The sequence below is a fragment of the Limnobacter sp. genome (assembly GCF_036846585.1).
GTDB lineage: Bacteria > Pseudomonadota > Gammaproteobacteria > Burkholderiales > Burkholderiaceae_B > Limnobacter.
In genome coordinates, this window is the sequence record NZ_DAIUBR010000005.1 from 58,031 (window position 1) to 82,225 (window position 24,195).

The following is a 24,195-nucleotide window of genomic DNA, read 5'->3' on the forward strand; positions in this document are numbered from 1 at the left end:
ATGAGTTAATCACTATTCATTGCGTATCAGCAGTGATATTATTTGTCATGTCTGAGCGTAAGGTTATTGATGAAATTCACAAAATTTCAGACAAGAAAGGAAATGGTCAATTAAGGCGGGAAGTGTGGGTTGATTGTTTGACGGGTGAAGTGGCTCGCTACAATTTAGCCTACATCAATCATCGGGTTTACAACCGTGACAATGGTCGTGTTGTAGGTTATGACAATGCGCACGACGGACATCATCGCCATGTAATGGGGCGCATTGAGCCTGTCGAGTTTATTAATTTCGAAGACATCGAATCAAGGTTTGAAAGTGATTGGCTTGCATTAAGAGGACACAAATGAATAAGTTGCTGATCAAAACTGGTTCGACTGAAACGTTTTTCAAACGTGGCAGGGATATTGCGAAAAAGGCTGACGCCCGTGGTCCATTAACAGATGAAAAAATTATTAGTTTTGAGGACCCCTCTGAGTTGGTTCGTTTAATGACCGATGCGCGGCTGGCTGTGTTTCGGGAGGTGAAGCACAGTGCGGGGTCTATCACTGATATTGCCGAGCGCTTGCACCGCGATCGGAGTGCGGTGAAACGTGACATCGATGCGCTGGCACTGGCTGGTTTGTTGAACGTTCAGGATTGCGTACTGCCTGGTCACGGTAGAATGAAATGGGTGGAGGCCGTGGCGCAGCGCCTTAGCCTTCGTGCTGAATTGGCGTAGTTTGGTCAATCAGCCGGGGATAAAGAACATCACTGTTTCGGTCCAGCCTTCGGTGTAGTGGCGCAAGTACACCTTGTAATCATTGCGTACACCCATAATGATTTCTGGCACCTGCCAGAAATGTGCCGGGTCGTGATACACGGCCACGGCCAGCTTGGGGTGATCTTCCTGAATGTGCCACTTCATGCCTTCCAGGGCTTTGGGTTCGGCACCTTCAAGGTCCAGCTTGATGAAGCTGACCGATTCGGTGACACGATTGTCCAGCGTGTCCACATCAATTTTCACACGGCCTGTTTCTGAAATTTTGCAGGCTGAGCCAGCGCTTGCGTCGAACGACAGCGTTTGTTTTTCGTTGAACAAACCCACTGGGTGCATTTGAATATTGTGGTGGGCGGCCAGTTTTTCTTTGGCAATCCCCAGTGTTTTTTCTGCGGGTTCGAAAAAGTGAACGCCACCGAACTGGGGGCAGTGCTTGATGAATTCTGCCGTGGTGTAACCGTCAAAGCCACCACCGTCTACGAACACTTCGCCTGGGGCGAATTTCACGAAGGGTTCGAAGTATTGTTGGTCGGCGGTGTAATCAAAAAAGCGCATGGCACGCAGGTTGGCGTTCAGGCGGAATTCCATGACGCGGTTGAACACTTCACGCGATTCCTGATCGGCAAACAGTTCACGCACCCATTCAAATTTCTCGGGATGCGCGGCGTATTCCTTCTGCGTGTCCGCCAAGGCTTGTACCTGCGGCAACTGGTAGTGGCTGGCATCGGCCACTGCAAAATAATCCATCGATGCCACGCCATTCAAACGCAGCAGTTTGTTCATGGCTGTTTTGGGGCGTGCCTGCGTGACGGTTGAAATCACCATGCTGCCTGCGGGCACGTCGCCCAACTTCACCACTGGTTTGCCCCGGTATTCGGTGGCGGTGGTGTACTCGTCAATAAAGCCGTCCAGGTTCGCCTTGTTGGCCACGGCATCTGCAAATTCATTGATGCCCAGCACATAGCGTTTCTGGGTGGTGTTGCCAAAGAATTCCGCGTGGAAGGCGGCGGCGTGGGCTTTCAGGCTGAGTTGTTTCATGACAGTACGGGCAGGGTGACGATGAATTCAGTCTACTGCCGGTTTTGTCGGGTCAAGGGCTCGAAAAGCGAGGGAAAACAGGTGCTTATCTACCCCACGGTGCGCTTATTTTTTATCCCAAGTCCCCATCAACCAATCCATGATCGGATAGGTAATGTTGAAATTTTTGTGCGCCATAATTCGCTGATCGTGGTGCGTGGTGTGCAAGCGCGCAAAGCGCGTGAAGCCCGGAATGCGGTGCACCCAGTGTTCTTTCTTTAAGTGGTAAGACAGGTGAAACAGTTCGTAATTCAGGTAGTAGGCCATGCCGGTGGCCACCAGCAGCAGGGCCACATTCGGGCTGAACAGCCAGGCCAGCAAAAAGCCCATGGGCACGAAAAACGCGACCACGAAAAAGCCGACAATGGCGATTGGAAACAGCACGGCTTTGAAGTCTTGGTTGGTGTCAATTTCCATGTGGCTGTCGGTGAAAAACTTGTGGTGCTGAAGTGAATGCCTTTTGTACACAAACCCCAGGCCTTTTACCGGGCGGTGCATGGCGTATTTGTGCCCGGCCCATTCCGCAAAGTTGGCGTATAGAAATGTGGCGGGTATGGTCAACCACTCCAGAAAACCGGGTGATTCAAGCCAATAAATGCACAGGGCGATGACGCCCAGCCCCAGGGTCATGGTCATGGCCAAGTGTAAATAGCCTTGGTACCCCGTCGATACGAATTCAGCCCGGTAGTTGGCACGCACCGATTGAACGGTTGGGCCTTGCGATTCCCTTTGCGCTTGGGGTTTGACTTTGGCATGCATTGTATTACTGTCTCCTGCACTGTGATTATTATTCTGTAATGTTAGATTGCCCTTGATCGCCTTGCATTTCAAGTGTTTTTGGCGATTAACCGCCCCTGCACTGGTACACTTTCTGAAAATACAATTCATATAAATGCACAGGAGACAGACATGAATACACCTATTGCCCCTGCCGAATGGCAGGCCCGCATCGACTTGGCGGCCGCGTACCGCTTGGTGGCCATGCATGGTTGGGATGACTTGGTGTTTACCCACATTTCGGCCCGTGTGCCGGGTGAGGAAGGTCACTTTTTGATCAACCCGTATGGCTTCATGTTTGAGGAAATCACCGCCAGCAGCCTGGTGAAGGTGAACATGAATTGCGAGAAAGTGGACAACAGCCCCTACGATGTGAACCCGGCGGGTTTCACCATTCACAGCGCGGTGCATGCAGTGCGCCACGATGCCCATTGCGTGATGCACACCCACACGGTGGCCGGTGTTGCGGTTTCTACTCAAGAACAGGGTTTGCTGGCCATTTCCCAGCAGTCGCTTTTTCCGCTGGCCGGTTTGGCGTATCACGACTACGAAGGCCTTGCTCTGCGCGAGGATGAAAAGGCCCGTCTGCAAGCCGACCTGGGCGAAGCGAACACCATGATTTTGCGCAACCACGGTTTGCTGACCTGTGGCCCCACGGTGGCCGATGCGTTTTTGAACATGTTCATTTTGCAGCGGGCCTGCGAGGTTCAAATTGCAGCGCAATCAGGTGGTGCCATGTTGATCCCAATTGCCCAGCCCATTGTGAATGGCATCAAGGCGGCAGCCGCGCAAGTAACCCGCGGTTTGGGGGGCAACATTGCCTGGCCTGCGCTGTTGCGCAAGCTGGACCGCGAGCAGCCTGATTACAAAAGCTGATTCGAAGTGCTAAACCCACTTTTTGAGTATTGCGATCACTGAAAACAAAAACCAGGTTGTGATTAAGGCGACGAACAAAGCTGTAGATATCACAAACAGAATTTCCAGGTCGCCTACCTGGTCAGCGCCTTGTGCGCCGACATTGTCGATGATCCAGTTACCAAACAATTTTAGAAATTGCGGAAATGAATCAGGCTCTTGATACCAGTGGCGCGTAAGCAACAGGGTGCATATACCAATCCACAGCGTTATGACTAACGTTCTAAACAAGCTTTTCATTTCACTGCGACCACGCCATAGGCTTGCAGCTCGGTGTTGGGTACATTGACTGTGCTTTGTTCCCTTCAGCATTGCACGTATTTGCAAGAAGTCTGCTGGTTTTTCAATCGTGATGCAATCTTCGCTTCTACCAAGAGGGCCTTTGGGATGTAAGCGGAACTGCCCGCGCTTTACTGCTTCGCAGTAAGTGATGTCGTCAATTTTGTTGTCTATCGCGTACAGGGAAAACCATTGGCTTTTGTCATCAAGACAATCGTAAAGTGCGCCTAAAAATCCGCCAGATTGTCGATCGACAATGTAATGTTTTCCGGGCGGTATGGGGCCGATACTGGGTATGCATATGGACTGCACTCGATTCGTGTGAACACCATTCCCGGAGAATGCTTCTGCCTGACGATTGGCGTACTTAAACTGGCTGCTGCGCTTGTTGTTTAATTCGAATTCGCAGTGAATCATCAAGATACATGTTAAAAAATGGTGAATATTTGCAGATTGTGCAGGGAGTCCAGATCATTGCGGAGTGATGTGAGTTTGTTTTTAGTGGCTTGCTTGGGTCACTCTGATGCCTTACTGACGCTGCGAGTTTCCACCTGTCACGGTGGAAACATACTTAGCCAGAATTTTCATTTGATCCGCAGTTAGGTGATCCACAAAAGGGGGCATGCTCCCTTTGCCGTTTTTAAGTGCGTTCAGCACGCGTTCTTCACTGGGCTTCAGTTCATCCAGCACCGGGCCTACTTTGCCTTTGGTGCCTGCGTCGGCCAGTGTGTGGCAAATGGCGCAGGCGGGTTCGGCGTCGGTTTGAAACAGTTTTCGGCCTTGTTCAAGTATGGCTGCATCTTCCAGTGCGAATGCGGTTGATGCACTCAAGAACAAAGCCAATAACAAACTGTTTCTAATCATCATCGCCTCTGGATCAAGCCCTCAACTTGCGGGCTTTGAACAAGCCCCAACTGCTGTCAAGAATATAGAAAAACAGGGCTTTCAGGGCGCTTTCGTTCGGGACAGGGTTTTTGCCCTTGCCCATGCGGTGAATTTGCCGGGTGTACCACTGAATTTCCAGCAAGCCGGTGCGGTCTACGGCCTTCACGCCGGTAATCAGTGGCTTGACGGGGTGCAGGGTTTCCTTGTTGTCCAACAGCCGCTTGGGCAGGTCGGGTTCAATGGCAATAGCGCGGGCCAGGCCGATCACGTCTACTGCGCCGGTGTTCAGTGCTTCTTTCATGCCGCCCACGGTGCGGAAGCCGCCGGTCAGCATCAGCGGCACTTTGCATACAGCGCGTACTTTCTCGGTGAAGTCGATGAAGTAGGCTTCGCGTTTCACGGTACTTTCTTTTTTCGGCTTGGCGGTGGCACCGGTCATGGCGGGGGCTTCGTAGGTGCCGCCGGACACTTCAATCATATCGATACCGCGGGCGGTCAGTTCCTGAATCACAGCCAGTGATTCTTCCTCGGAAAATCCACCTTTTTGAAAGTCGGCTGAATTCAGCTTGATGCCCACGGGGAAATCCGCCCCAACCTGTTTGCGTACTTCGTCGTAAATGGCCAGCACAAAGCGGCGGCGGTTTTCAGCGCTGCCGCCCCATTGGTCGGTGCGCTGGTTGCTTAGCGGGCTTAAAAACTGGCTGATCAGGTAGCCGTGCGCACCGTGAATTTGCACGCCATCAAAGCCGGCGTCTTTACACACTTTGGCGGTGCGGCCCCAGCGGGCAACCAGGTCCAGAATTTCAGTCTCGGTAAGTTCGCGCGGGGTGGCAAACATCATTTGCAGGCTTTTGTGAAAGGGCACTGCAGAAGGCGACACGGTTTCCTTGTTCATGCCTTTGGGGCATTGTTTGCCGGGGTGGTTGATTTGCACCCAGATTTTGCTGCCATGGGCCTGGCCTGCTTTGGCCCATTGTTGCAGCAGGGGCATGTCGCGGTCGTCTTCAATCACAACGTTACCGGGCTCTGCACGTGCGCGGCGGTCTATCATCACATTCCCGGTTATATTCAAACCAATACCACCGGCTGTCCAGCGTTGGTACACGCGCACAATTTGCGGTGTTACCCGGTTGTCGCGGGTGCCCAGGGCTTCGCTCATGGCGGCTTTTACCAAGCGGTTGGGAAGGGTTGTGCCGCAGGGCAGTGTCAATGGATCGCGAAGTTCAATGCGCATGGGGGAAGCGTCTCCGGTGTTTAGAAATTGAAAATTATTGTTGTCACATAGTAGCGTGCACGAATGAAAAAAATTGAAGTCAACACACTAATTTTTACGGTCTTTGCCATGTGCGCATTTGCGGCCAATTCGTTCTTTTGCCGCGCGGCTTTGGCCGCAGGGCAAATTGACCCGGCCAGTTTCACCGCCATTCGGCTACTCAGTGGTGCCATCACTTTGTGGCTGTGTTTGCGCATTCAAAACAAGGGTACACAGCAAGGCAGTTGGATGGGCGCGTGGGCCCTGTTTGGTTATGCGGTGCTGTTTTCCATGGCGTATTTGTACATGAGCACGGGCACTGGCGCATTGATTTTGTTTGGCAGTGTGCAGCTCAGCATGATTGGCTATGCTGCCACGCAGGGTGATCACTTGCGGGGCTTGCGCGCACTGGGCGCGCTGGTGGCTGCTGCCGGCCTTGTGCTGTTGGTGTGGCCACATTTGCAAACGCCTGCTTCTGTGTTGGCTGCCGTCAGCATGGCCTTGGCAGGGGCCTGTTGGGGCGTGTATTCCGTGGTGGGCAAGGGGTCAAAATTCCCTTTGGCGGACACGGCGGGCAATTTTTCCAGGGCTGCATTTTTAATGCTGCTGGTGTGGGTGGCGGTGTATTTTTCTGCCAAGGCTGGCTTTCACCTTCCGGGTGTTACAGTCGAGCGGGGGCTGGCCCTGCATACCGTGTACCTGCCCACACCCAGCGTGGCGGGCGTGTTGTTTGCCCTGGCGTCGGGTTGCCTGGCCAGTGGCATTGGTTATGCGGTGTGGTACAAGGTGTTGCCTGCCTTGCCCACCACATCGGCTGCCAGTGTGCAGTTGAGCGTGCCGGTGATTGCCGCGCTGGCGGGCGTGTTCTTCCTGAACGAATCAGTCACGATCACTTTGCTGGTGGCGATGGTTATGACTTTGGGTGGGGTGTATCTGGTTTTGCGGGCCAAGCGTTAAGGGTGCACGGTGTAACTTGAAAGGCGATGGATGAAAAAAACCGAAGAGCAAACTGAGAAGCAAACCGGGTCACAGCCTGTGGGTTTGTCGGCGTTGGCCAAGCAGTTTTATTTGCAGCACTGGGGCTTGTTGCTCAGTGGGGCCTTGCTGCTGGCTGTGGTGATTGCCCTGTGGCCTGTGTTGGCACCTTTTGTGGCGGCGTTTGTGTTGGCCTATTTGTTGGCGGCCCCAAGCCGTTGGGTGCACCGGAAATTGCGTGAACGCATTCCCTTGCCGGTGTGCGCGGTGCTCACATTTTTCATGCTGCTTTTGATTTTTTCCAGTGTGGGTTTGTTGTTCATCCCTGTGGTGCTGACCCAGCTTGAACTGATTCAAAACAACCTGCCACAACTGATTGTGAATGTGAAGCGCACGGTGTTGCCTTGGCTAAATGATGTGTTTGGCTTGAGCATTTCTGTGGACAGCACCGACATGAAAGACCGCATTGCTGCTTACATCAGCGAGAACCGTGGCACGCTGGCTGAGATCAGCACGAAGATACTACGCTCGGGTTCCCAATCGGTGTTGGGTATTACCGGTTTTGTATCGCTGACGGTAATCGCCACGCTGTTCATTCTTCCGGGATGGACCCAGATAGGAAAGCAGTTTCAGCAAGTTTTCCCACCGCACTTGTGGAAACGTGCGCAGCCTTTGTTCACCGAAATTGACACGGTGATGACTGAATACATCAAGGGCATGATGATTGTGATGTTGTTTCTCAGTACTTTTTATTCAATTGGCTTAAGCGTGGTGGGCCTTCAAAGCGGTTGGGCAATCGGCATGCTGGCCGGTGTGCTGTGCGTGGTGCCCTATCTCGGTTTTGCGCTGGCTTTGTTGGTGGGTTTGCTGACCGCTGCGCTTGAACTGCAAGGCTTTTTGCCCATTGTGCTGGTGTTGTTTGTGTTCATTGCCGGGCAGTTTCTGGAAGGTTTTGTGCTGACACCCCTGGTGGTGGGCGACAAAATTGGCTTGTCGGCATTGGCTGTTATTTTTGCTCTGGCATTTTTCGGAGCCTTGTTCGGTTTGGTGGGTGTGTTTCTGGCTTTACCATTGGCCGCCATTTGCAAGGTGGCGTATGTGCATGCCTTTGCGCATTATGAGCAAAGCGACTATTACCGGCGGGGAGCCTGAACAAACCAAAAAAGCCGGTGGGCTGCTCACTTCTCCCACCGGGTATTCATCCCAAGTTTTCTGTCACGAAATCTTCGGCATTAAACTGATAACAACTATCAGGCTGCATTGGCTTTCAGCTGATTGTTCATGCGTGCACGAATGGCGTTTGCAATGTCGGTGTTGGGCTTGCGGCCCGAGCCTTCAACCGTGGCCACAAAGTTGTCAATTTCTGTCAGGAAGCGGCTGTTGTCGTGCATCCAGGGGTGGAAGTCGGCTTTGAAGTAGTCCATGAATTCGCCGTTGGCCACGGGCTTGCGCAGCACGCCCACTTTCTTGCCCCACAACATTTTGCTTACTGCCCAGAAGCCTTTGATGTGGCCGCCTTTGATGGTTTTGTCGGCAAACACCAAGCGCATGTGGAAGTAGGCAACGAACGGCCAGAAAATTACGGTGGCCAACACCATGGCAAAGCGGCGGCTGAATCGGTTGCGCATGTTGTTGGGCAGCACATGATTCCACACGTCGTAGGCCACAGCCTTGTGTTCGGTTTCTTCATAAGCGTGCCACATCCACATTTGCTTGTAGGCGGGGTCGGATTTTTCACCCAATACATCGGGGTTGCGCAGCAACTGGTCGGCCATCAGTGCTGTGTAGTGTTCCAGTGCAATGGTGCCAGCCAGCGTCAAGCGCTTGCCCAGTGTTTTCTTGATGAAGGCCAGAAAGCCCCACAGGAAATTGTCCAGTTGCGATGCGGGCAGGCCGGCACGGTCCAGCATTTCGTTGTACTCAACGTGCTCGCGGCTGTGCATGGCTTCCTGGCCAATGAAGGCCACCACGGCCTTTTTCAATTCAGGATCCGTAATTTCATCGCGGTAGTTGCGCACGGCGTCCATGAACATGCGCTCGCCTGCCGGGAAGAACAGGGACAGGGCGTTCATGAAATGGGTCACGTGGGGACCTTGCTCATGCCAATTGGATACCTTTTCTTCAGGCAGATTCAATTTGACATCGCGACGAACAGGCATGATGTTTTTCATGGTTTGACTCCTACACTTGTTTTATTGTTGTTGCCACAATCGACCGTGACATTGAGCAATGTAACAATAAAATTTCGGCTCGACAATAGCAAAAACTGAGTGCTGATTCTAGAAACGAATTCGGGTTTTCCCGAATTAAAGTGCAGTTTTGAAACGGTCTGGAATGGGGGTTGAACGGCCAGTGACGGGGTCTACCCACACCATTTTGGCGCTGCCGGTGGCCACCAGCACTTCGGGGGCGTCGGTGCGGCGCATTTCGTAATGCTGCACCAGGCTGCTGCGCCCCATGTCGCCCGCCAACACTTTGATGGCAACAACGCCCGGTGCTTTCAGTTCTTTCAGAAAGCTGCATTCGGTGTGAACAATCACCACGTAGGCGGGGTTGTGGTTGGTGTTTTCGGGAAACTGGTCAATCCATTCAACACGGGCTTGTTCAAAACAGCGGAAGTAGACGGTGTTGTTCACATGGCCAATCTGGTCCATGTCGCCCCAGCGAAGCGCAACGGTGGTGGTGTAGATTTCTTTCATGTGGTTTTAACGTTGGTTGCGTTGTTCGGTGCGCCATTGCCATGGCGCCAGTGGTGCAGTTTGTTGCCACAGGCCTTTGCGCTGGTTGCGAGCCTGGTTTTCGGCGGTTTCGTACAGCACGCGGTCTTCGCTGCTTTGGCTGCGCGCAAATTCCCAATACCACCAGGCGTGTCCTGCTTCAATGGCTTTCAGGTTCACGTCGGTTTCTGCTTCACACAAACGCTTTTCGCAACCTTCAACTGGCAGCACCACTTTGGCCACCTGGCGCTTGTAGCGGTCGGTGTTGTTCACCACAATTTTTACGTTTTTGTTCATGACCTGTTGTGTAAGCCAGGCTTTTGACTGTTCGCCACCGGCTTGTTTCAATTCGGGCGAATCCACAGCGTGCATGCGAATTTTGAGGGTGGCGCCGTCGCGGTTGCGAACGGTGATTGTGTCGCCGTCGACCACGCGGGTCACCTTGGCCAAATAAAAACTGCCCGACCGTGCATTGGTGGTTTTGCGCGGGCTTTCCTCGGCGGCGTTGGGGCCATACGGGCTAAGGTAATAGCCCAGCACGGCCAAAACCAGAGTCAACACTTTAAAGATCATATTGGGTTTGAGAATGTTCACGGTTAAGATGGCAAAAAGCCTTCACGACAACAAAAAACAGCCGAGCGTACCATGGACAGAGTATCCCTGCAGTTCAACAACGACAACACCGTGGCCACTGTGGCCCTGAATCGCCCCGAGAAACACAACGGGGTGGATTGGCCCATGTTGAAAGCAGTGCGCAAGGTGCAATTGCAATTGGCCAAACACAACACATTGCGTGCGGTTGTTTTGAAAGGCGAGGGGCCTTCGTTTTGCGCCGGGCTTGATGTGAAATCGGTGATGAGCAACCCCAAAACTGCCGTGGTGATGTACGCCAACCTTTGGTTGCCCATGCGCAATATTTTTCAAACCTGGAGCATGGGGTGGCGCGACCTTGGTGTGCCCGTGATTGCGCAAATTCATGGCAATTGCTTTGGTGCCGGTATTCAGCTGGCTTTGGGCGCAGACATTCGTGTGTGCACGCCCGATTCACAATTGTCGATTCTTGAAGCCAAGTGGGGTTTGGTGCCCGACATGGGCGGCGGCGCGCTGTTGCGTGAATTGTTGCCCGTGGATGTGGCCAAGGAATTGACCATGACTGGCCGTGTGCTCAGTGGTGTTCAAGCGAAGGAATTGGGTTTGGTGACCCATGCCGTTGATAATGTGGATGACAAAGTACAGGCCCTTGTACAGGAAATTCTGACCCGTTCACCCGATTCGGTTGCGGCCAGCAAGTTCATGTTGCAGCGGATTTTCGGTATCGATGAAGGGGCGCATTTAACGCAGGAACGCCGCTGGCAGCGCCGCCTGTTGGGTTTTAAGAACCAGCGCATTTCGGTGGCGAAAAACAGCAAACAGCCCACCATGCCTTTTGCGAAACGCCAAATTCGCTGACCCCCAACTTGATGGGGTTACTTAATCTTCACCCGCGTGCGGGGCCAGGGCAATGCCAAACAGAAATGGCCAGCGCTGGAATGAATCGTACACCGCTTGATCGTACTGAATGTCTTGATACATGTTGTGGTCAAAGCCGTTGAGCTGCGCACTCAGGGCGTAAATGTCGTGCGCCATGTCGGCAGGCGGCATGAACAGGGCGGGTGGATTGTGCGGGTCGAATGTGGCGGCCATGTGTTGTCCGTGTTGCTCAGGGCGCTGGTGCGGTTTGCACGGGACCCAGTATTTTCCAGCCAGTGCCCGGTGCTTTCATCCAGTAAGAACCCTGGCTTTCCATCACGGTAATATTACCTTGTTGCGCAACAAAGCGTGTGCTGGGCAAGTCGCTCAGCAACACGGGCCAGGCTGGGCGCAGCTGTTGCTCGGCAGGCAGGGCCATCCAGCGGTTCAGCAGTTCACCCAATGCTGTGTAGCTTGTGGGCTGCCTGACCGTGACTGACCCGCCTGGTGCGGCCACATAACCTGGTGCCATCCAATAGCCAAACACGGGTACTTTGGTAATGGCCGGGGTGGGCAGTTCCCGCAGCCCTGGCAACTGACCGTACTCGCCGGTTAAACCGGCTCCGTGTTCGGGTACCACCAGCACCAGGGCTTTGCGGTCACTGCGTTTGATTTCGCCCAACATGGATTGAAGGTCATTCAGCACGCGCTCAAGCCGCAGGGGGTAACTTTCCAGGCTGTTCAAATTGCTGTTGGGAAAGCGATTGCCATCGTGCAGGGTGATGCTGTTGTAGTAGTACGCTACAGCAGGGCCGCTTTGTTCGATGCGCTTTTTCCACCAGGTGCGCAGGTAATCGCCGTCGCGCCCAACCTGTGAACCATCAAATGCCTGTACCCCGGTTTGCACTTCGTTGTGTGCAACACGCTGTTTGGCCGCACCCCCCAGGTTGCTGTTCACCAGTTTGGTGAAGTTTTGAAAGCGGCCATCGTGATTCAAGCCTATTTCCACTTCGAAACCCACATCACGAAGCTGGTCAAACAACATGCAGTTGTTTGCTGTACGGTTGTACAGGGCATCGTGTTCGGTCTGCCCGCATTTGCCCCGCAACAGCCGAATGGCTGCCGGGCCTGAATAGCTGGTGGCGGAATTGAAGTTCTCGAACATGAAGTCGGCTTGCCGGACAAGTGGATGCCGACTTTGTTTGGCATATTGCAGGTCGGCCCAGGACATGGAGCAGATTTGCAGCACGATCACATCAAAGTCGGGGGGTGTTGTGGGTGCGAAAGGTGTCAGTGCCACTGTGCGTTGACGCTCGAAAAAGCCGTTCAATGTTGCGCCTGGTCCGGCACTTTCATTGTTGTCGTCGCGCAGTTTGACAGCACTTTCCTGATCCCGTGCCACGCGCAATTTTTTCAGGTCCGCCTGCCCCAGTGCCAGCAATTCAGCCGGTGACAGGTTCACACGCGCCTGGGCCATTGGTTCGACGGTCAGGGTGCTGGCCACCTGCGATTGCTGTTGAATCACGGGCAATGTTTGCAGCAGCATGACCGCAAGCAAGCCAACCCCGACCCAGGTGCTGATGCGCAGGTAACGGTCCAGCACCCGAACCAGTATGAAGCTGGCAAGGGCACCCCACAGCATCCAGGGTTGAATGGTTCGTTTGGTCAGTTCCCACAGATAGTCTGGCGAAAAGCCGAACAGTGCCTTGATCTGGTCCACCAGTGCCCACGACACCGCCAGCCCCAGTTCATGCAATAGCAAGGCAATGGCTGGGCCGGTGAACAATAGGTAACGCAGCACTTTTACCAGCTGTTTGTTGTCGTATGCAGCCGGGTTTGTGGCGATCAGCAGGGCAAACAGCGCAAGGTTCAATACGGGGCTTAGTACAAGTTGGCCGACAAAGTGCAAGCCAAACTTGATCAGGAAGTACAGGTTCCACAACAGCATGGTTCTAGTTCTCCCACTTCTCGTTGTGTGCCTTGTTGCCCATCAGGCGGTTGCCCACTTCTACAGCACCTTTTCGCAGCCAGGCGAAAAGACGCACATAGCCGATCATGCCTTTGGCAAACACATCTTTCAGGCCCCCAAGTGCACGGTCACGGGTTTGGTCTTCCTGCCAGTTCAGCCATGCGTCTGCGCGTCCGAAAGTGCATTGGATCAACTGGGTTTCCTGTTCGGGGGTCAGGTTGGTGAACAGCGCTTCCACGTGACCGCTTTCGGTGAAGTGGATCTTCGCCGGAAACAGAAATTCTCGGTCACCGCGGTGCAAGCCCACCTGCACCTGACTGAATTCGGCAATGCCTGTGGCGTCGGCAACAGCCAGTGTCAAGCCTGCTGCTGAATACTCTTCGGTGTAGCAGCTGATTGTGTAGCCACCAGGCAGTTTGAGAAACGCGGGCATCACCATCCTGACGCGGTGGTGAACATGTTTTTGAATGGATTCCGTGGCCACGCCAACGGCGGCACCCAATATGGCCAGGTTAAAGCCACACCACAACAGGTTCATCACCACAGTGCCGGTTTCATGCGTGTTGAATACAAACAGGCGCAACACGCCCACGCCGAAGCCTAGCAGATTGAGCAACAGCAAAATAAGGTAGGGTTTGGCAATGTTGGCGTCGAAGTAGCTTTCCTCGATCAAGCCACCTTTGGATGTCACGTTGAACTTGCCCAGCTTCGGGTTGATGAAGGCCAGTGTGGTGGGCAAAATGATGTACCAGGACAGCACGGTTTCATACACCTCAGACCAGAATGATCGTCTGTATTTTCCCTGAATGGCCGAGTTGGTGTAGCTGGAAATAATCAGTTGCGGCAGGGCATAACTCAAGATTGTCAGTGCTGCAGCGTTGATCAGGTGTTGTTCGAAAAACAGGTAGGCCATGGGCATGACCAGAAAGACAACACGCGGAATGCCATAGAAAAAGTGCAACATGGCGTTGGAATAGCAAATGCGCTGAAACAGGCTGAGCCCCTTTTTGAACATGGGGTTGTCGGTTCGGAAAATTTGCGCCATGCCGCGCGCCCAGCGAATGCGCTGACCAATGTGGCCTGCCAGGGTTTCAGTGGCCAGCCCTGCGGCCTGAATGTTGTTCAGGTACACGCTGTTGTAGCCCAGCGAATGTAGTTTCAATGCGGTGTGTGCGTCTTCTGTCACAGTTTCTACCGCAATGCCACCCACTTCAAGCAAGGCTTTGCGTTCAATCACTGCGCAACTGCCGCAAAAAAACGAGGCGTTCCAGTAGTCGTTTCCATCTTGAATCAAGCCGTAGAACAGTGAGCCTTCATTGGGCATTTGCCTGAAAAAATTGAAGTTACGCTCAAACGGGTCGGCCGAGAAAAAATGGTGGGGCGTTTGCACCAGTACGCACTTGGGGTCTTTTGCAAACCACCCCATGCTGGTTTGCAAAAACGAACGCGTGGGAATGTGGTCGCAGTCGAAAATGGCGATGTACTGGCCATGGGTGTGCTTCAGGGCATGGTTGATGTTGCCGGCTTTGGCGTGTGAATTGTCGGGTCGTGAAATGTATTCGACACCGGCCTGTCTGGCGAATTCTTCAAAGGCGGGGCGATGGCCGTCGTCCAGAATGTACACGGTGATTTTTTCCAGCGGCCAGTCCACTCCTTTCGCGGCATACACAGTGGGGCGCACCACCGACAAAGGTTCGTTGTAGCTGGGAATGAATACATCCACTGTGGGCCAGTCGTTCAGGTTCAGTTCCAGCGGCATGGGTTTGCGTTTCAGGGGCCATGCGGTTTGAACAAAACCAAAAATCAGAATGATCCAGGTGTACGCTTCAGCAATCACCAGTGTGTAGCCCAGAAATATTTCCGTGCCGCTTTCCAGGTCCAGTGAACTGGTGAAACGCCAAAACACATAGCGGGCCAGCAGCAGCATGGTCAGTGCCATAAGGCACAAATTGGCAAAGCGTTCAGGCATGCGTTTGAACAGAATTGCAAACAGGTAGCACACTGCGATGAAGACCCATTGCCCGGCCAGTGGCAGTGAAGCTTGTGCGGTGAAAAGAAACAGGGCCAGGGCACTTAAACCCAGCACCCAGCGCGCGGTCTTGAACCGAAGTATTGTGTTGCGCGACTGTTCTATGCGTTCTTCAAGCCGGGCAGCGGCCATCAGTTTGTCAGTCACGCGCACCAATGCGTGTCGAAATGCACGGAACGGGCGTTGTACTGTGAAATCAAAAAGGCTGGCGATGGGGCTGAAAATATCATGCAAAGCCACAACAACAATTCGCAAAACAAGGTACAGCACATTGCGGTTTTGCGCGTGGCCAGGTGTGTGGCTCGGGGGGCTGCTCAGTGTGCTGTTCAAGCTGTCCGGGCGCAACCAAAGTGCCTGAAATAGCCGCAGCATGCGAGCCCGGGTGCTTAAGTGCGGGAACTCCCGCAGGTCCAGCAAGCGCTCAAGTTGCTTGATCAATCCTGGTGAGGCGCTGCTCATCCGATCTCCGCGTCGATCCAGTTGCACAGTTTTTGTTGATCGTCGACCAGTTGTGAACGGGGTGCGTAATCCAGCAGGGGCAGTCCGGCTGCAAGGCTTTCAGACAGGGCTTGGTCTTCATGCAGGTAAAACGGCAGCAGACGATGGCTCAGTTTCATTTTGCACAGGGTCCATAGGTCCAGATGCAACACCTTGGTTGAATCAAAACGGTTCATCAAAAAGTACGATGCACCACGGCTTTCAAGCAGGTGTGGCAGCAGGGTGTTCACGCCCAGAATGGAAGCAGAATCGGGAACCAGCGTAACCAGGTTGAGATCGGAAAGCGCCATGATTTTCTGCACCCAGGGTGCAGGCCAACGTGGCAGGTCAACAATCACCACACCGTCGTCTTCAAACTGCGCATGACGAAACAGCGCGGTCAAATTCTCGGGCTGCTCCATCAACATCTGGTCCACGGCCAGTTGTTCGAGCAGGCTCAGTTGCCCAAAGGGCAGCAGTTTGAAACCCGCGGTTGTGGTTGCAACCACGCTGTCCAGTTCCTTGACCTGCAACAGGGCTTGACCCAAACCGTTCGGGCTGGCTTGCGCGTAGCCCAGCTGAAACTCAATGTTGTTTGCCGGGTCGGCCTGAACCAGCGTTACTTTTCTGCCCAGCGTGCACAGGTTCGATGCGGCTGCAATGGCCAGGCTGGTGCGTCCTGCACCGCCTGTTGGCGAGACCAGGGCAATGATGATCATGCGTCCTCTTCGTCAGTGGGGCCGGCGATCCATTTGCCGTGCCGTACCAGTTGGTAACAATCGTCGGGTAACTTGTTGTTGCTCCAGTTGGCCCAGTCGCTCAGCCATATCCGGGAGGCGGGAATTCTCATCATTTTGCCGATTAGGACAATGGTCAACAAGACGCCAAGGAGCAGACCGCCCAGAATCAGTGCAAAGACAATCATGTTTGTCCTCCACTCAACAGTTGGGCAATGCGTTGCAGCCAAGGGCGATTCGTATTTGTCATGTCCCGGTTCTCATCCCACAGTTCATCCAGTTTCACGGGTTCGTTGGGGTCGGCTGCCATCAGGTCTTCAACCGACAGGGGTTCAAGTTCTTCGTTCAAGTCCGCCAGCAGTTCAGTTTGTTCTTTCATGCCGATAAACTGAATGTCGCCGCTGAACAGGGTGGTCAATTTTTCCCTGAAACACGAGCCAAGCCATTGGCGATAGTCTGATTCATCGGGTTCATCCACCCAAATTTTGAGCACGTAAATGGCTTCGCGGGTGGCGGTGAATACACAGGTCGCCCGGGACCAGTTGGCCAGCCGCAATGCGGTTTGTGCGGTCATGTGCCGCATCAGCGAAAGCCGTGTAATGGTGCTGTGCATGGACCATCGTTGTGACAGTTCCAGCATCATCAGGCCGTGCGTTGCAAATGAGGGGTTGGCCACCAGCGTCAGCAGGCCCGGCATGAATATCTCGTGCAGATCACGGGCGAAATTGTCGGCATGTTCAGAATCGGGCAGGTCTTTCAGGTCAGGCTGCTGAATCCGGTTGTTGGGCAGTCCCAGCCAGGTTGCAGGATCCTCATTGTTCAGCATCACCGAGTCTGCACCCATTCGCAACAGCACGGAAGCATCGAGAGAACTGAATTCTCCGTGGGCTTTTACATGGACACCGCTTGCTGCGTTGTCTGAAAAACGAAGGCGATGGCAGGCTTGCGCCAGTTGTTTCAATCCACCAAATTGCTGACTGTCCAGCACGTGGTGAACGGGTAGTTGCATCATCTGGTTCGTGTCGGTCCACAAATTGGTTTGCATGCCCCACTGGGTCGGCCACCAGGGGCGAAACTCGAAGTCCCCCCGTTCGTTGACATCGGCCAAGCCGTCCGCAAACACGCTCCATTGGGGCAGGTCGCCCTGCACCACGGTGACCACGCTGGCCCGGGCGTGCAGCGCCCACTGGTGCAAAAGCCGCATGTGTGCCATCGGGTTGCGTTTGCTCAGCACCTCGTCTTCCTGATTAAACCAAAGCCCTGCGTGTTCAACAATCACAAGGCTTGGCTTGAGCACACACAATGTGTTGAGCGATCGGCAAAGCTGGCGAATACCCGTGTGTGCCCGGCCTTGTCGCCACACGTCGCGAACCGACACCACGTCTAGCCCTTTCGGTGCCTTGGCCTTGTTGCTCAGGTAAGGCTCAAACATGTTGCGCAGGTCGCTTTGCCGGCTTGTTGTCAGCCACAGGCAGGCTTTAAACGAAGTTTCTTCCTGCGAGTCCAGCCAATGCTGCACCAGACCTTGCGAGAAATTTCCTGCATGGGGTGCGCGCAACACATAGGCACCGGGCTTGGGCAGGTCAATCATTCAGAACCTCGAGTAGGGTGCAACGCCCTCGGGCGGTGCGCTCAATTCGAAGAAATCGCCAAAGGAATACTTCACGTAAGCCTGCAAGCGATCCGGGTTGTAGCCTTCCGACCGGTCTATTTCAAAGTAAGCGCCCACCACCAGGTTTTTTATGATCTGCCGCTCAAGCGCAAGCCGCAAGCCCGTGCTGCCGCCTCCACCGGGGCCGCCTGCCTGCAAGGTGGGGTTGCCTTGCGCAGCGGCGGCTGCGGCAAGTTCGGGGTGAAGCGGGTAAAGCTGGGTGTCGTCTTCACGCGATTCACTGGCACCAAGCCGGGCTTGAATTTGCCAGGACCAGTCATTGAGGCGACCCGTCCAGGTCACCGGGAATGTCAGCGATGCAAACGCTTGCGGGCTGTAATAGCCACCTTGCCCGAAGCTGTAGAAACGCAGGTTTTTCTGGAACGACCACAAAAACAATGAGGCAGCAATTTCGACTTCGTGCCCCGGGCGCTGGTACACGGTTTTGCCAACAATGCCTTGCAGGTTTACTTCTGTGTTGTCTGGAATGTTCTTCCCGGTGATCAGGTTGGCGCGTGCAATGCCAACAAAGTCCAGTGTGGGGCTGAAGGCTTCGTAATACACGGCGCTTACGCCATTCCTGCGGGCACCCCCCCATGTTTCACCAGTCAGTGGATCGACCGCACCTGTGGTTGACAGCACGCTGCCATTGACCATGCGACGCGCCACTTCCAGTCGAAGTGATCCATTGCCCAGGTCCGTGCGCCATTGCACCCCTCCCACCCAGTCATTGACCGGGTAGTCGCCCACGGTGGTGCCCAGGTCGATGCGGTACTGGTCTGTTTGAATGCCAACACCCACCACATGCCCATTGTAATTCTGGTCAAGGCGATCGCTTGAAATGGCGGGGTCTGTGGCCAGTGTGGTGCCCAGCTTTGCAAAGTTACTGGCGGTGGCCGGGTTCACGCGGCCTGATTTGGCGTTCAGTGTGTCGGCGCGCAGGAAAAGGGTCCTCTCGAAATCCAGCGGCAGGTCTATCTGCAGTGGCACTTCGTTTGTCTCGATTTTTGACACGCCTTCTTCGCCGTCGATCACTGCGTTGTCATACGACATGCGAAGGCGGACCTGCTTTTTTTGTTGCAGGTTTTGCTCGATGTCTTGTACTTCGGGCTCGGCGCGCCATGTTGGATTCGCCCCCATGGCATTGGCCAACTGGTTGTAACGGCCTTGCTGTTCCAGTGCGCGAAGTGAATCCAGATGTCGGCTGTACAGCACACGTTTTTCAAGGGCACTCATGCCCTCGGTCCAGTTTTCTCGTGGCACGGCGTTGATCAAATCAAGCGCATCCTTGCCCCGGTTCTGGCGGGCTGCCAGCAAGGCAGATGCAAAGCGCATTTCCGCACTGGGGTCTTTGGACATGCCTTGGTCCATCAACCGCTGGGCTGATTGTTTGCTGCCCATGTCGCCTTGATCGTCCAGCAGGGTGGCCAGGTCGTAGCGGAACCAGGGGTAAGCCGGGTTCAGGTCAATGGCTTGCTGCAAAAGGCTGGCTGCGGCTGTGGTGTTGCCTTGCTGAATGTGTTGTTGTGCCTGATCACCAAGTTGCTGCCCACGCTCAAAGTTGGAAACCACTGGTGTTTCGGTTGTTAATGATGGAGGTGATGGTTCGATGACTGCCGCGTTGATCGGGGGTTTTGGTGTGGTCCGGGGTGCGGTTTTGCGTGTTGCTGGTTTTGTAATGCCGCCCAGTTCAGCCAGCAGTTTGGTGTAGCGCAGGTCTTCGGGGAACTGCTGCATCAACGCCAAGGTTTGTTTTTTGGCGTATTCGCGGCCTTCGGTTGTGCGGCTCATCAAACGGTAAATTTGCACCGCGGCGTCGCCCAATGGGGCTTGCGGTAAAAGCTGGCGCAAACGCTGTGGCAAATCGACCGGTACTTGCTCACTGACAGCCAGGTAACGCAGTTCTGCAAATGGCTGTCTTTTTTCCCCCGCCAGCGCAATGGACTGCTGAAGTTCAATCGCAAAAGGGTGGTTGCCGTGAAGCATCTGTAATTTGCCTAGCCACACGTTGGCAGCCTGAATGTCGCCACGCGCCAGGTCGATCAGCCCTTGCCAGCGCAGTGCGGATGCATTGCTGGGGTCGAGCAGCAGGATTTTGTTGAATGATTGCACGGCCAAATCAAACCGATAACGTTCGTACCAGTAAATGCCTTTGTCGCTCAGGGTGCGAATGCTGGTTTGCTGGTTTCCCTGCGCGGCAATGCCTGGTGTGGGCAGCAAAAGAGGAATGCCCGCAAAGCATGCGTGAACCGCAAGGCTTAACGCACAAAACCTGAAAGAAAAGCGCTTAGCCACAGTGTTTGACCTCTTTGCCTTTTGGCAAAAGCGCCCCCCAGGCGTTGAAGCGATACTGTTTGTCCATGAACCCCTGCGCAAAAAGGGCAAGTGCACCGTTGTAATAACCGTATTGCAACCAGACAGCCTTGTCGGCTTTTGTCAGGGTGTTTGCATGGAATGTTTTGGCCAGTTCAACTGCGCCTGTGGCCTGTAAAAAAGGCGCCACGGCAGCCTGAAAGCCCTTTGGTCCCGCTTGCGGGGAAGCATCGCCACTTTGTGGGTCAACCCACTCCGGCATGTTCTGGCGCTTCAGCAACAGGGCCACTGCGGGCGACAATTGCTTTAATAAGGGGGCAACCACCGGGTCGCCGTTGTTGCTCATCCCGATCCACATGTAGGTGCGAATGGCATCGTAGTCGCCGCGTTGTTCGTCATCAGGCAGACTCATTTCGCCGTTGTTGTACAACACCCAGTCTGGATAAAATCCGCTTCGCCCGGTGTCCAGCAGCAGGCGCTGGCTAGCCAGGTAAACATTTGCCCAGCGGGGGTCGTCTGCCCAGGCATTGGCAAAGCGCGCCATCATGAATGGGGGCAGGTAGCTGGGGTTCAACCTGACAGCCCCATTGGCTTGTACAAAGCCATTCTTGCCGGGCAATATGCTTAAACCCAGGCCGTGCACCTCCAAGCTTTCCTGATCCAGAATCAGTTTGCCCAGCGCGCGCGCCTTGTCGGCATACGGCGCATGGCACCACACGCGGCTTGCTTCCAGCAGGGTGTAGGCGATCCAAAGGTCTGCGTCCGAGGCACTGTTGCCATCAATCACCCCCCAGTTGTCGCCTTGTTTGCCCCATACCCAGGCAGGCAGTTGCTTGCCCAAATCGCCCGCACTCAAGTTGTTCTCTGTCCAACCCAATAGTGCATCGAATGTTTTTCTGTCCTGCGCTACCAGGGCGAAAAACAAGCCATAAGCCTGGCCTTCCGATACGGTGCGCAAATCAGCCTGACTGTGGTCGATCACCCGGCCATCGTCGCTGACAAACGCTTTCTTGAAGCCTTCCCAAGCGGACCAGGATGGCGCTGCACCGCATCCGCTTGTTGCTGCAAGCGCCAAAGCACCCAAAAACAGACGAACACCCACCGTGCGCCAAAACGCCATGTCACCCACCTTTTGCGCGGCGTGACGCGCGACCTGACAGCCAGACAAATGCCAGCATGGCCAGAACGACGCCTGCCAGTGCACCGCCCACCGCGATCAGCGCCGGGTATTCTGAGAACACAATCCGCAAACGCAGCCACCAGGGCAATGCGCCGCTGATGTAGGTTTCGCCCAAACTGTAGCTTTGAATGTCGTCGCCGCGAATCAGGCTGACGCTGCCTTTGATGCCGGCCACATCACCGTAATCAGACAAGGCCGCGATCGCGCGCTCGAAGCTGTCCTGGTCGGTGCCAGTGATCACCACGCCTGCTTTTCCGGCTGCCCAGTGCGATTCAAACCCCATGATCGCGCCCAGCGAGCCCGCTGTTTGAATCAAGGCTCGTGCGTCGTCACCGGGCTGCAGGTCGGTGTCGTTTTGCCACAAACCCTTGAGCCACTGAAATGCAGGGGGCAGGCCCATGCTGCGTTCCGTGGCGTTTAACACCATGGGCAAATTCATGTTTCCAGCATTCAGCCAGGGCAGGCGATCGCTGGTGCCAATAGCAAGCCAGTTTTTCCCGCCCACGCCTTGTGGGTTGTCTGACACAACCAGGCTGGTGCGTGTGGCAGGCAAGCCTGTCCACTGGCCAAACAGCCCCATCACGTTCAGGTACGAACGAATTTCAAGCGGGGTAGGGTTGGCTGGCAACACGATCGCGGTATCTGACAAATCGGCCATGATGCTGAACGGGTAACCGCCATTGGCAAACGCTGTCAGGTTGGGCATGCGGGTGTAATGCGGCAGGTTGGAAAAATCCAGCGTTGATTCCGGATCAATGGAACCCCGTGCTACTTGAGACACCCGTGTGCAGGTGCCTCGGCCTTCGGGCATGAACCCGAATGCGAACGACAGTTCGTTGTTGCCCCCCACCCGAAAGGCCGGGATCTGCAAGGCTTCCTCGCTGGTTAGTTCAGCCTGGCCCAACAGGTCGATGTTGATTTTGTTTTGGGCTTGCTCAGAGCGTGGCGGCAAACGGAACGACTGGATCAGGGCATTGTTGATTTCAATGTTCAACAGTGAATCGTTCCAGCGTGAAGGTGCCGTGTAACGGTACTTCAAATCCATCGGGATGTTGCGCCCTGCCCAACTGAACAAATCAGGCGGCAAGCGCAGATTGATGGCGGTGCGTGGCTTGTCGGCACTGGCTTCCAGTTGCCCCGGGAAGTCGATCAGTTCAGCAAAGCGAACAGGGCGGTTGGTGGGCACGTAGCGGGGCGCATCATAAGGTTGGCGTGGGGCACCCAGATTGACCTTCTTCACCAGCGCTTTCTGGCCGCTCAACACCTGCCCCTCGATCACCAAGCCGTACACGGCTTGAAGCAGTTCCTCGTCGTTGCGGCCCATCACGTACAGGTGTTTAACCCATGGGTTGTCCGTTGCGCCGACAATCATCAGGGTTGGGCCTTCAATGTCCGCCTCGGTCATGCCCTGTGGCAAGTTTTTGCCTTTGGACAACACAATGGTGTGCCGCGTCTGCGAAGCCGATTCAAGCACTTCAAATTCCGCTTGCCGATAAAACGCTTGTGCACCCATCCAGGATGCAAGTACCCCAGCTGCTTTCATGCTGGCGTCAGTTTGCTCTTGCGGCAGCACCAACGGCAAACGCAGCTTGCGGCTGTCCCTGGAGTCAAAAAAGGGCGCGGGCAGCAAAGCCAGGTCGTTGACCAGGTTCAGTGGTGTGTAGACAATCGTCAATGTGCTTTCCGGGCGAATGTCCAGGCGCAGCGTGGGGTTGTTGGGGTCGATACATTCCGCGTCATAAGTGCCGTCGTATTCAACCCGTACGGTGGTGAAGTCGGAAAAAAGCATCGGATCAAGGTCAAGCGACAAGGTATGTGGCACCCCGGCTCGGTTTGCGCTTAACTGTTCAATGGCCGACAACTGGTTGTTGACATACACACGAATGAAAGATTGTTCGTGACGCATGCCCTGTGGATACAACACCTTCAGGTCAAGCTTGGCGCGTGTCACCAACTCATCCAGCCGAACACCGGAATTCAGGTCAACAACGCGGTTGGCACCGGTCAGGCGGGCGCCATTGGGTTGTCCCATTTCCGAAAAGCGTTGTGTTCTCGTTTTCTCGGCAGCCGTTACCACTTCTTGAATGAGGGGCACGGTGCCTTGCGAGACCGGCCCTTGGGCAAACCCTGTCAGGCAGGACAGGCAAAGTGCAATTGTAATTATCGCGCGCATAAATTAATAATCGAAAGATCCTGTAAAAATCAGCCTGGAAGAATTATTTGAACTGACTGTTGCATTCAGTTGAATTCAGTGCGGATTTGGCATTCTTTTGAAAGTTATTCCACATCGATTGTCACGTTATCCTATTGTTTTGTATATGCTCAATTTCTTGGGCTTGTTTAATGCAATTATTAGTGGAAGTGTCGCAAAGGCCACACTTTCCGAAAAGAGATTTCACAGTTTAGGGCGAATAACATGGTTTCAGCAGAAGACATTGGGGATGTATGCGTGTTGCGGGTGGAGGCGGTTCGTCTGGACAGCGCGGTGGGCACAATCATTCGAAATGCCGTGGTTTCGAAACTTGAAACAAATAAAAAATTCGCGCTGGACATTGCTGCCGTGAAACTGGTCGATTCAGGTGGATTGGGTTCGCTGGTGGCATTGCTGAAAAACATTTCCAACAATCAGGGGAAGTTGGTGTTGGTGGGGATGAACAAGTCAGTCCGAATGATGTTCGAATTGTCCCGCATGGATCGACAGTTCTCGCTGAGTGATGACATGCCGAAAGCACTCGCATTTTTTCAGCAGGTTTGAT

24 protein-coding genes are annotated in these 24,195 nt (G+C 54.3%); 7 read left to right on the forward strand and 17 right to left on the reverse strand.

What is annotated here, in order from left to right; translation table 11 throughout:
- Positions 1-47: 47 nt before the first annotated feature.
- Both V7028_RS03940 and V7028_RS03945 read left to right on the forward strand, forming a co-directional pair.
- Complete coding sequence (locus tag V7028_RS03940) at positions 48-347, forward strand: toxin-antitoxin system TumE family protein (RefSeq protein WP_334118800.1); 300 nt, start codon at positions 48-50, stop codon at positions 345-347.
- Entirely contained in the window at positions 344-718 is a 375-nt protein-coding gene (locus V7028_RS03945) for an HVO_A0114 family putative DNA-binding protein (protein ID WP_334118801.1), read from the forward strand. Before V7028_RS03940 ends, V7028_RS03945 begins: the two co-directional genes overlap by 4 nt.
- Before the next feature lie 9 nt (positions 719-727).
- On the opposite strand, the gene V7028_RS03950 is transcribed toward V7028_RS03945, so the two are convergent.
- Positions 728-1,795 carry an FkbM family methyltransferase gene (locus V7028_RS03950; protein WP_334118802.1) on the reverse strand — a complete coding sequence of 356 codons (1,068 nt, stop codon included), beginning with the start codon at positions 1,793-1,795 and terminating at the stop codon, positions 728-730.
- Between the two features lie 105 nt (positions 1,796-1,900).
- Complete coding sequence (locus V7028_RS03955) at positions 1,901-2,593, reverse strand: fatty acid hydroxylase family protein (protein WP_334118803.1); 693 nt, start codon at positions 2,591-2,593, stop codon at positions 1,901-1,903.
- A 129-nt stretch (positions 2,594-2,722) separates the two neighbouring features.
- Here V7028_RS03955 and V7028_RS03960 point away from each other — a divergent pair, with 129 nt between their 5' ends.
- Positions 2,723-3,487, forward strand: coding sequence for a class II aldolase/adducin family protein (locus tag V7028_RS03960; RefSeq protein WP_334118865.1), 765 nt, complete (start codon positions 2,723-2,725; stop codon positions 3,485-3,487).
- 9 nt (positions 3,488-3,496) lie between these two features.
- Here the strand turns inward: V7028_RS03960 and V7028_RS03965 are convergent, their stop codons facing one another.
- The 3 genes from V7028_RS03965 to V7028_RS03975 all read right to left on the reverse strand — a co-directional run bounded on the left by V7028_RS03965 (position 3,497) and on the right by V7028_RS03975 (position 5,924).
- Positions 3,497-4,222 (reverse strand): DUF2778 domain-containing protein, encoded by a 726-nt coding sequence (locus V7028_RS03965; protein WP_334118804.1) that lies wholly within the window; start codon positions 4,220-4,222, stop codon positions 3,497-3,499.
- Between the two features lie 111 nt (positions 4,223-4,333).
- Positions 4,334-4,636, reverse strand: coding sequence for a SorU family sulfite dehydrogenase c-type cytochrome subunit (gene sorU, locus V7028_RS03970; protein ID WP_334118805.1), 303 nt, complete (start codon positions 4,634-4,636; stop codon positions 4,334-4,336).
- A gap of 46 nt (positions 4,637-4,682) precedes the next feature.
- Positions 4,683-5,924 carry an NADH:flavin oxidoreductase/NADH oxidase family protein gene (locus V7028_RS03975; RefSeq protein ID WP_334118806.1) on the reverse strand — a complete coding sequence of 414 codons (1,242 nt, stop codon included), beginning with the start codon at positions 5,922-5,924 and terminating at the stop codon, positions 4,683-4,685.
- A 108-nt stretch (positions 5,925-6,032) separates the two neighbouring features.
- Here V7028_RS03975 and V7028_RS03980 point away from each other — a divergent pair, with 108 nt between their 5' ends.
- On the forward strand, positions 6,033-6,899 hold the full coding sequence (locus V7028_RS03980) for a DMT family transporter (protein WP_334118807.1): 867 nt from the start codon (positions 6,033-6,035) through the stop codon (positions 6,897-6,899).
- A 30-nt stretch (positions 6,900-6,929) separates the two neighbouring features.
- Positions 6,930-8,069, forward strand: coding sequence for an AI-2E family transporter (locus V7028_RS03985; RefSeq protein ID WP_334118808.1), 1,140 nt, complete (start codon positions 6,930-6,932; stop codon positions 8,067-8,069).
- A 98-nt stretch (positions 8,070-8,167) separates the two neighbouring features.
- On the opposite strand, the gene V7028_RS03990 is transcribed toward V7028_RS03985, so the two are convergent.
- The 3 genes from V7028_RS03990 to V7028_RS04000 form a co-directional block, all read right to left on the reverse strand.
- Positions 8,168-9,088 (reverse strand): metal-dependent hydrolase, encoded by a 921-nt coding sequence (locus tag V7028_RS03990; RefSeq protein ID WP_334118809.1) that lies wholly within the window; start codon positions 9,086-9,088, stop codon positions 8,168-8,170.
- 135 nt (positions 9,089-9,223) lie between these two features.
- Positions 9,224-9,616, reverse strand: coding sequence for an acyl-CoA thioesterase (locus tag V7028_RS03995; protein ID WP_334118810.1), 393 nt, complete (start codon positions 9,614-9,616; stop codon positions 9,224-9,226).
- Between the two features lie 6 nt (positions 9,617-9,622).
- Positions 9,623-10,195 (reverse strand): thermonuclease family protein, encoded by a 573-nt coding sequence (locus tag V7028_RS04000; RefSeq protein ID WP_334118811.1) that lies wholly within the window; start codon positions 10,193-10,195, stop codon positions 9,623-9,625.
- A gap of 84 nt (positions 10,196-10,279) precedes the next feature.
- On the opposite strand from V7028_RS04000, the gene V7028_RS04005 reads away from it, so the two are divergent.
- A complete protein-coding gene (locus tag V7028_RS04005; RefSeq protein WP_334118812.1) occupies positions 10,280-11,083 on the forward strand; it encodes a crotonase/enoyl-CoA hydratase family protein in 804 nt (267 codons plus the stop codon).
- Between the two features lie 21 nt (positions 11,084-11,104).
- Here V7028_RS04005 and bcsR read toward each other — a convergent pair whose 3' ends face one another.
- From bcsR to bcsB, 9 genes are read right to left on the reverse strand one after another with little or no spacing between them, the layout of a single operon-like run.
- Positions 11,105-11,317 carry a BcsR/BcsP family cellulose biosynthesis protein gene (bcsR, locus tag V7028_RS04010; RefSeq protein ID WP_334118813.1) on the reverse strand — a complete coding sequence of 71 codons (213 nt, stop codon included), beginning with the start codon at positions 11,315-11,317 and terminating at the stop codon, positions 11,105-11,107.
- Between the two features lie 16 nt (positions 11,318-11,333).
- On the reverse strand, positions 11,334-13,031 hold the full coding sequence (gene bcsG, locus V7028_RS04015) for a cellulose biosynthesis protein BcsG (RefSeq protein ID WP_334118814.1): 1,698 nt from the start codon (positions 13,029-13,031) through the stop codon (positions 11,334-11,336).
- Positions 13,032-13,035: 4 nt separating this feature from the next.
- Positions 13,036-15,540: a UDP-forming cellulose synthase catalytic subunit gene (gene bcsA / locus V7028_RS04020; RefSeq protein ID WP_334118815.1), complete on the reverse strand. Its 2,505-nt coding sequence runs from the start codon at positions 15,538-15,540 to the stop codon at positions 13,036-13,038.
- The gene (gene bcsQ, locus V7028_RS04025) at positions 15,537-16,277 is read right to left on the reverse strand and encodes a cellulose biosynthesis protein BcsQ (protein WP_334118816.1); all 741 of its coding nucleotides are present in this window, start codon (positions 16,275-16,277) and stop codon (positions 15,537-15,539) included. The genes bcsA and bcsQ overlap by 4 nt, the downstream gene beginning before the upstream one ends.
- Positions 16,274-16,483 (reverse strand): hypothetical protein, encoded by a 210-nt coding sequence (locus V7028_RS04030; protein ID WP_334118817.1) that lies wholly within the window; start codon positions 16,481-16,483, stop codon positions 16,274-16,276. The genes bcsQ and V7028_RS04030 overlap by 4 nt, the downstream gene beginning before the upstream one ends.
- A complete protein-coding gene (locus V7028_RS04035; protein WP_334118818.1) occupies positions 16,480-17,886 on the reverse strand; it encodes a hypothetical protein in 1,407 nt (468 codons plus the stop codon). Before V7028_RS04035 ends, V7028_RS04030 begins: the two co-directional genes overlap by 4 nt.
- Positions 17,887-20,241 carry a cellulose synthase subunit BcsC-related outer membrane protein gene (locus V7028_RS04040; RefSeq protein ID WP_334118819.1) on the reverse strand — a complete coding sequence of 785 codons (2,355 nt, stop codon included), beginning with the start codon at positions 20,239-20,241 and terminating at the stop codon, positions 17,887-17,889.
- Entirely contained in the window at positions 20,234-21,379 is a 1,146-nt protein-coding gene (bcsZ, locus tag V7028_RS04045; protein ID WP_334118820.1) for a cellulose synthase complex periplasmic endoglucanase BcsZ, read from the reverse strand. The genes V7028_RS04040 and bcsZ overlap by 8 nt, the downstream gene beginning before the upstream one ends.
- 1 nt (position 21,380) lies before the next feature.
- Positions 21,381-23,612: a cellulose biosynthesis cyclic di-GMP-binding regulatory protein BcsB gene (bcsB, locus tag V7028_RS04050; RefSeq protein WP_334118821.1), complete on the reverse strand. Its 2,232-nt coding sequence runs from the start codon at positions 23,610-23,612 to the stop codon at positions 21,381-21,383.
- Positions 23,613-23,855: 243 nt separating this feature from the next.
- Between bcsB and V7028_RS04055 the strand changes: the two genes are divergently transcribed.
- Positions 23,856-24,194, forward strand: a complete 339-nt coding sequence (locus tag V7028_RS04055; RefSeq protein WP_334118822.1) for an STAS domain-containing protein — start codon at positions 23,856-23,858, stop codon at positions 24,192-24,194.
- Position 24,195: the final 1 nt, after the last annotated feature.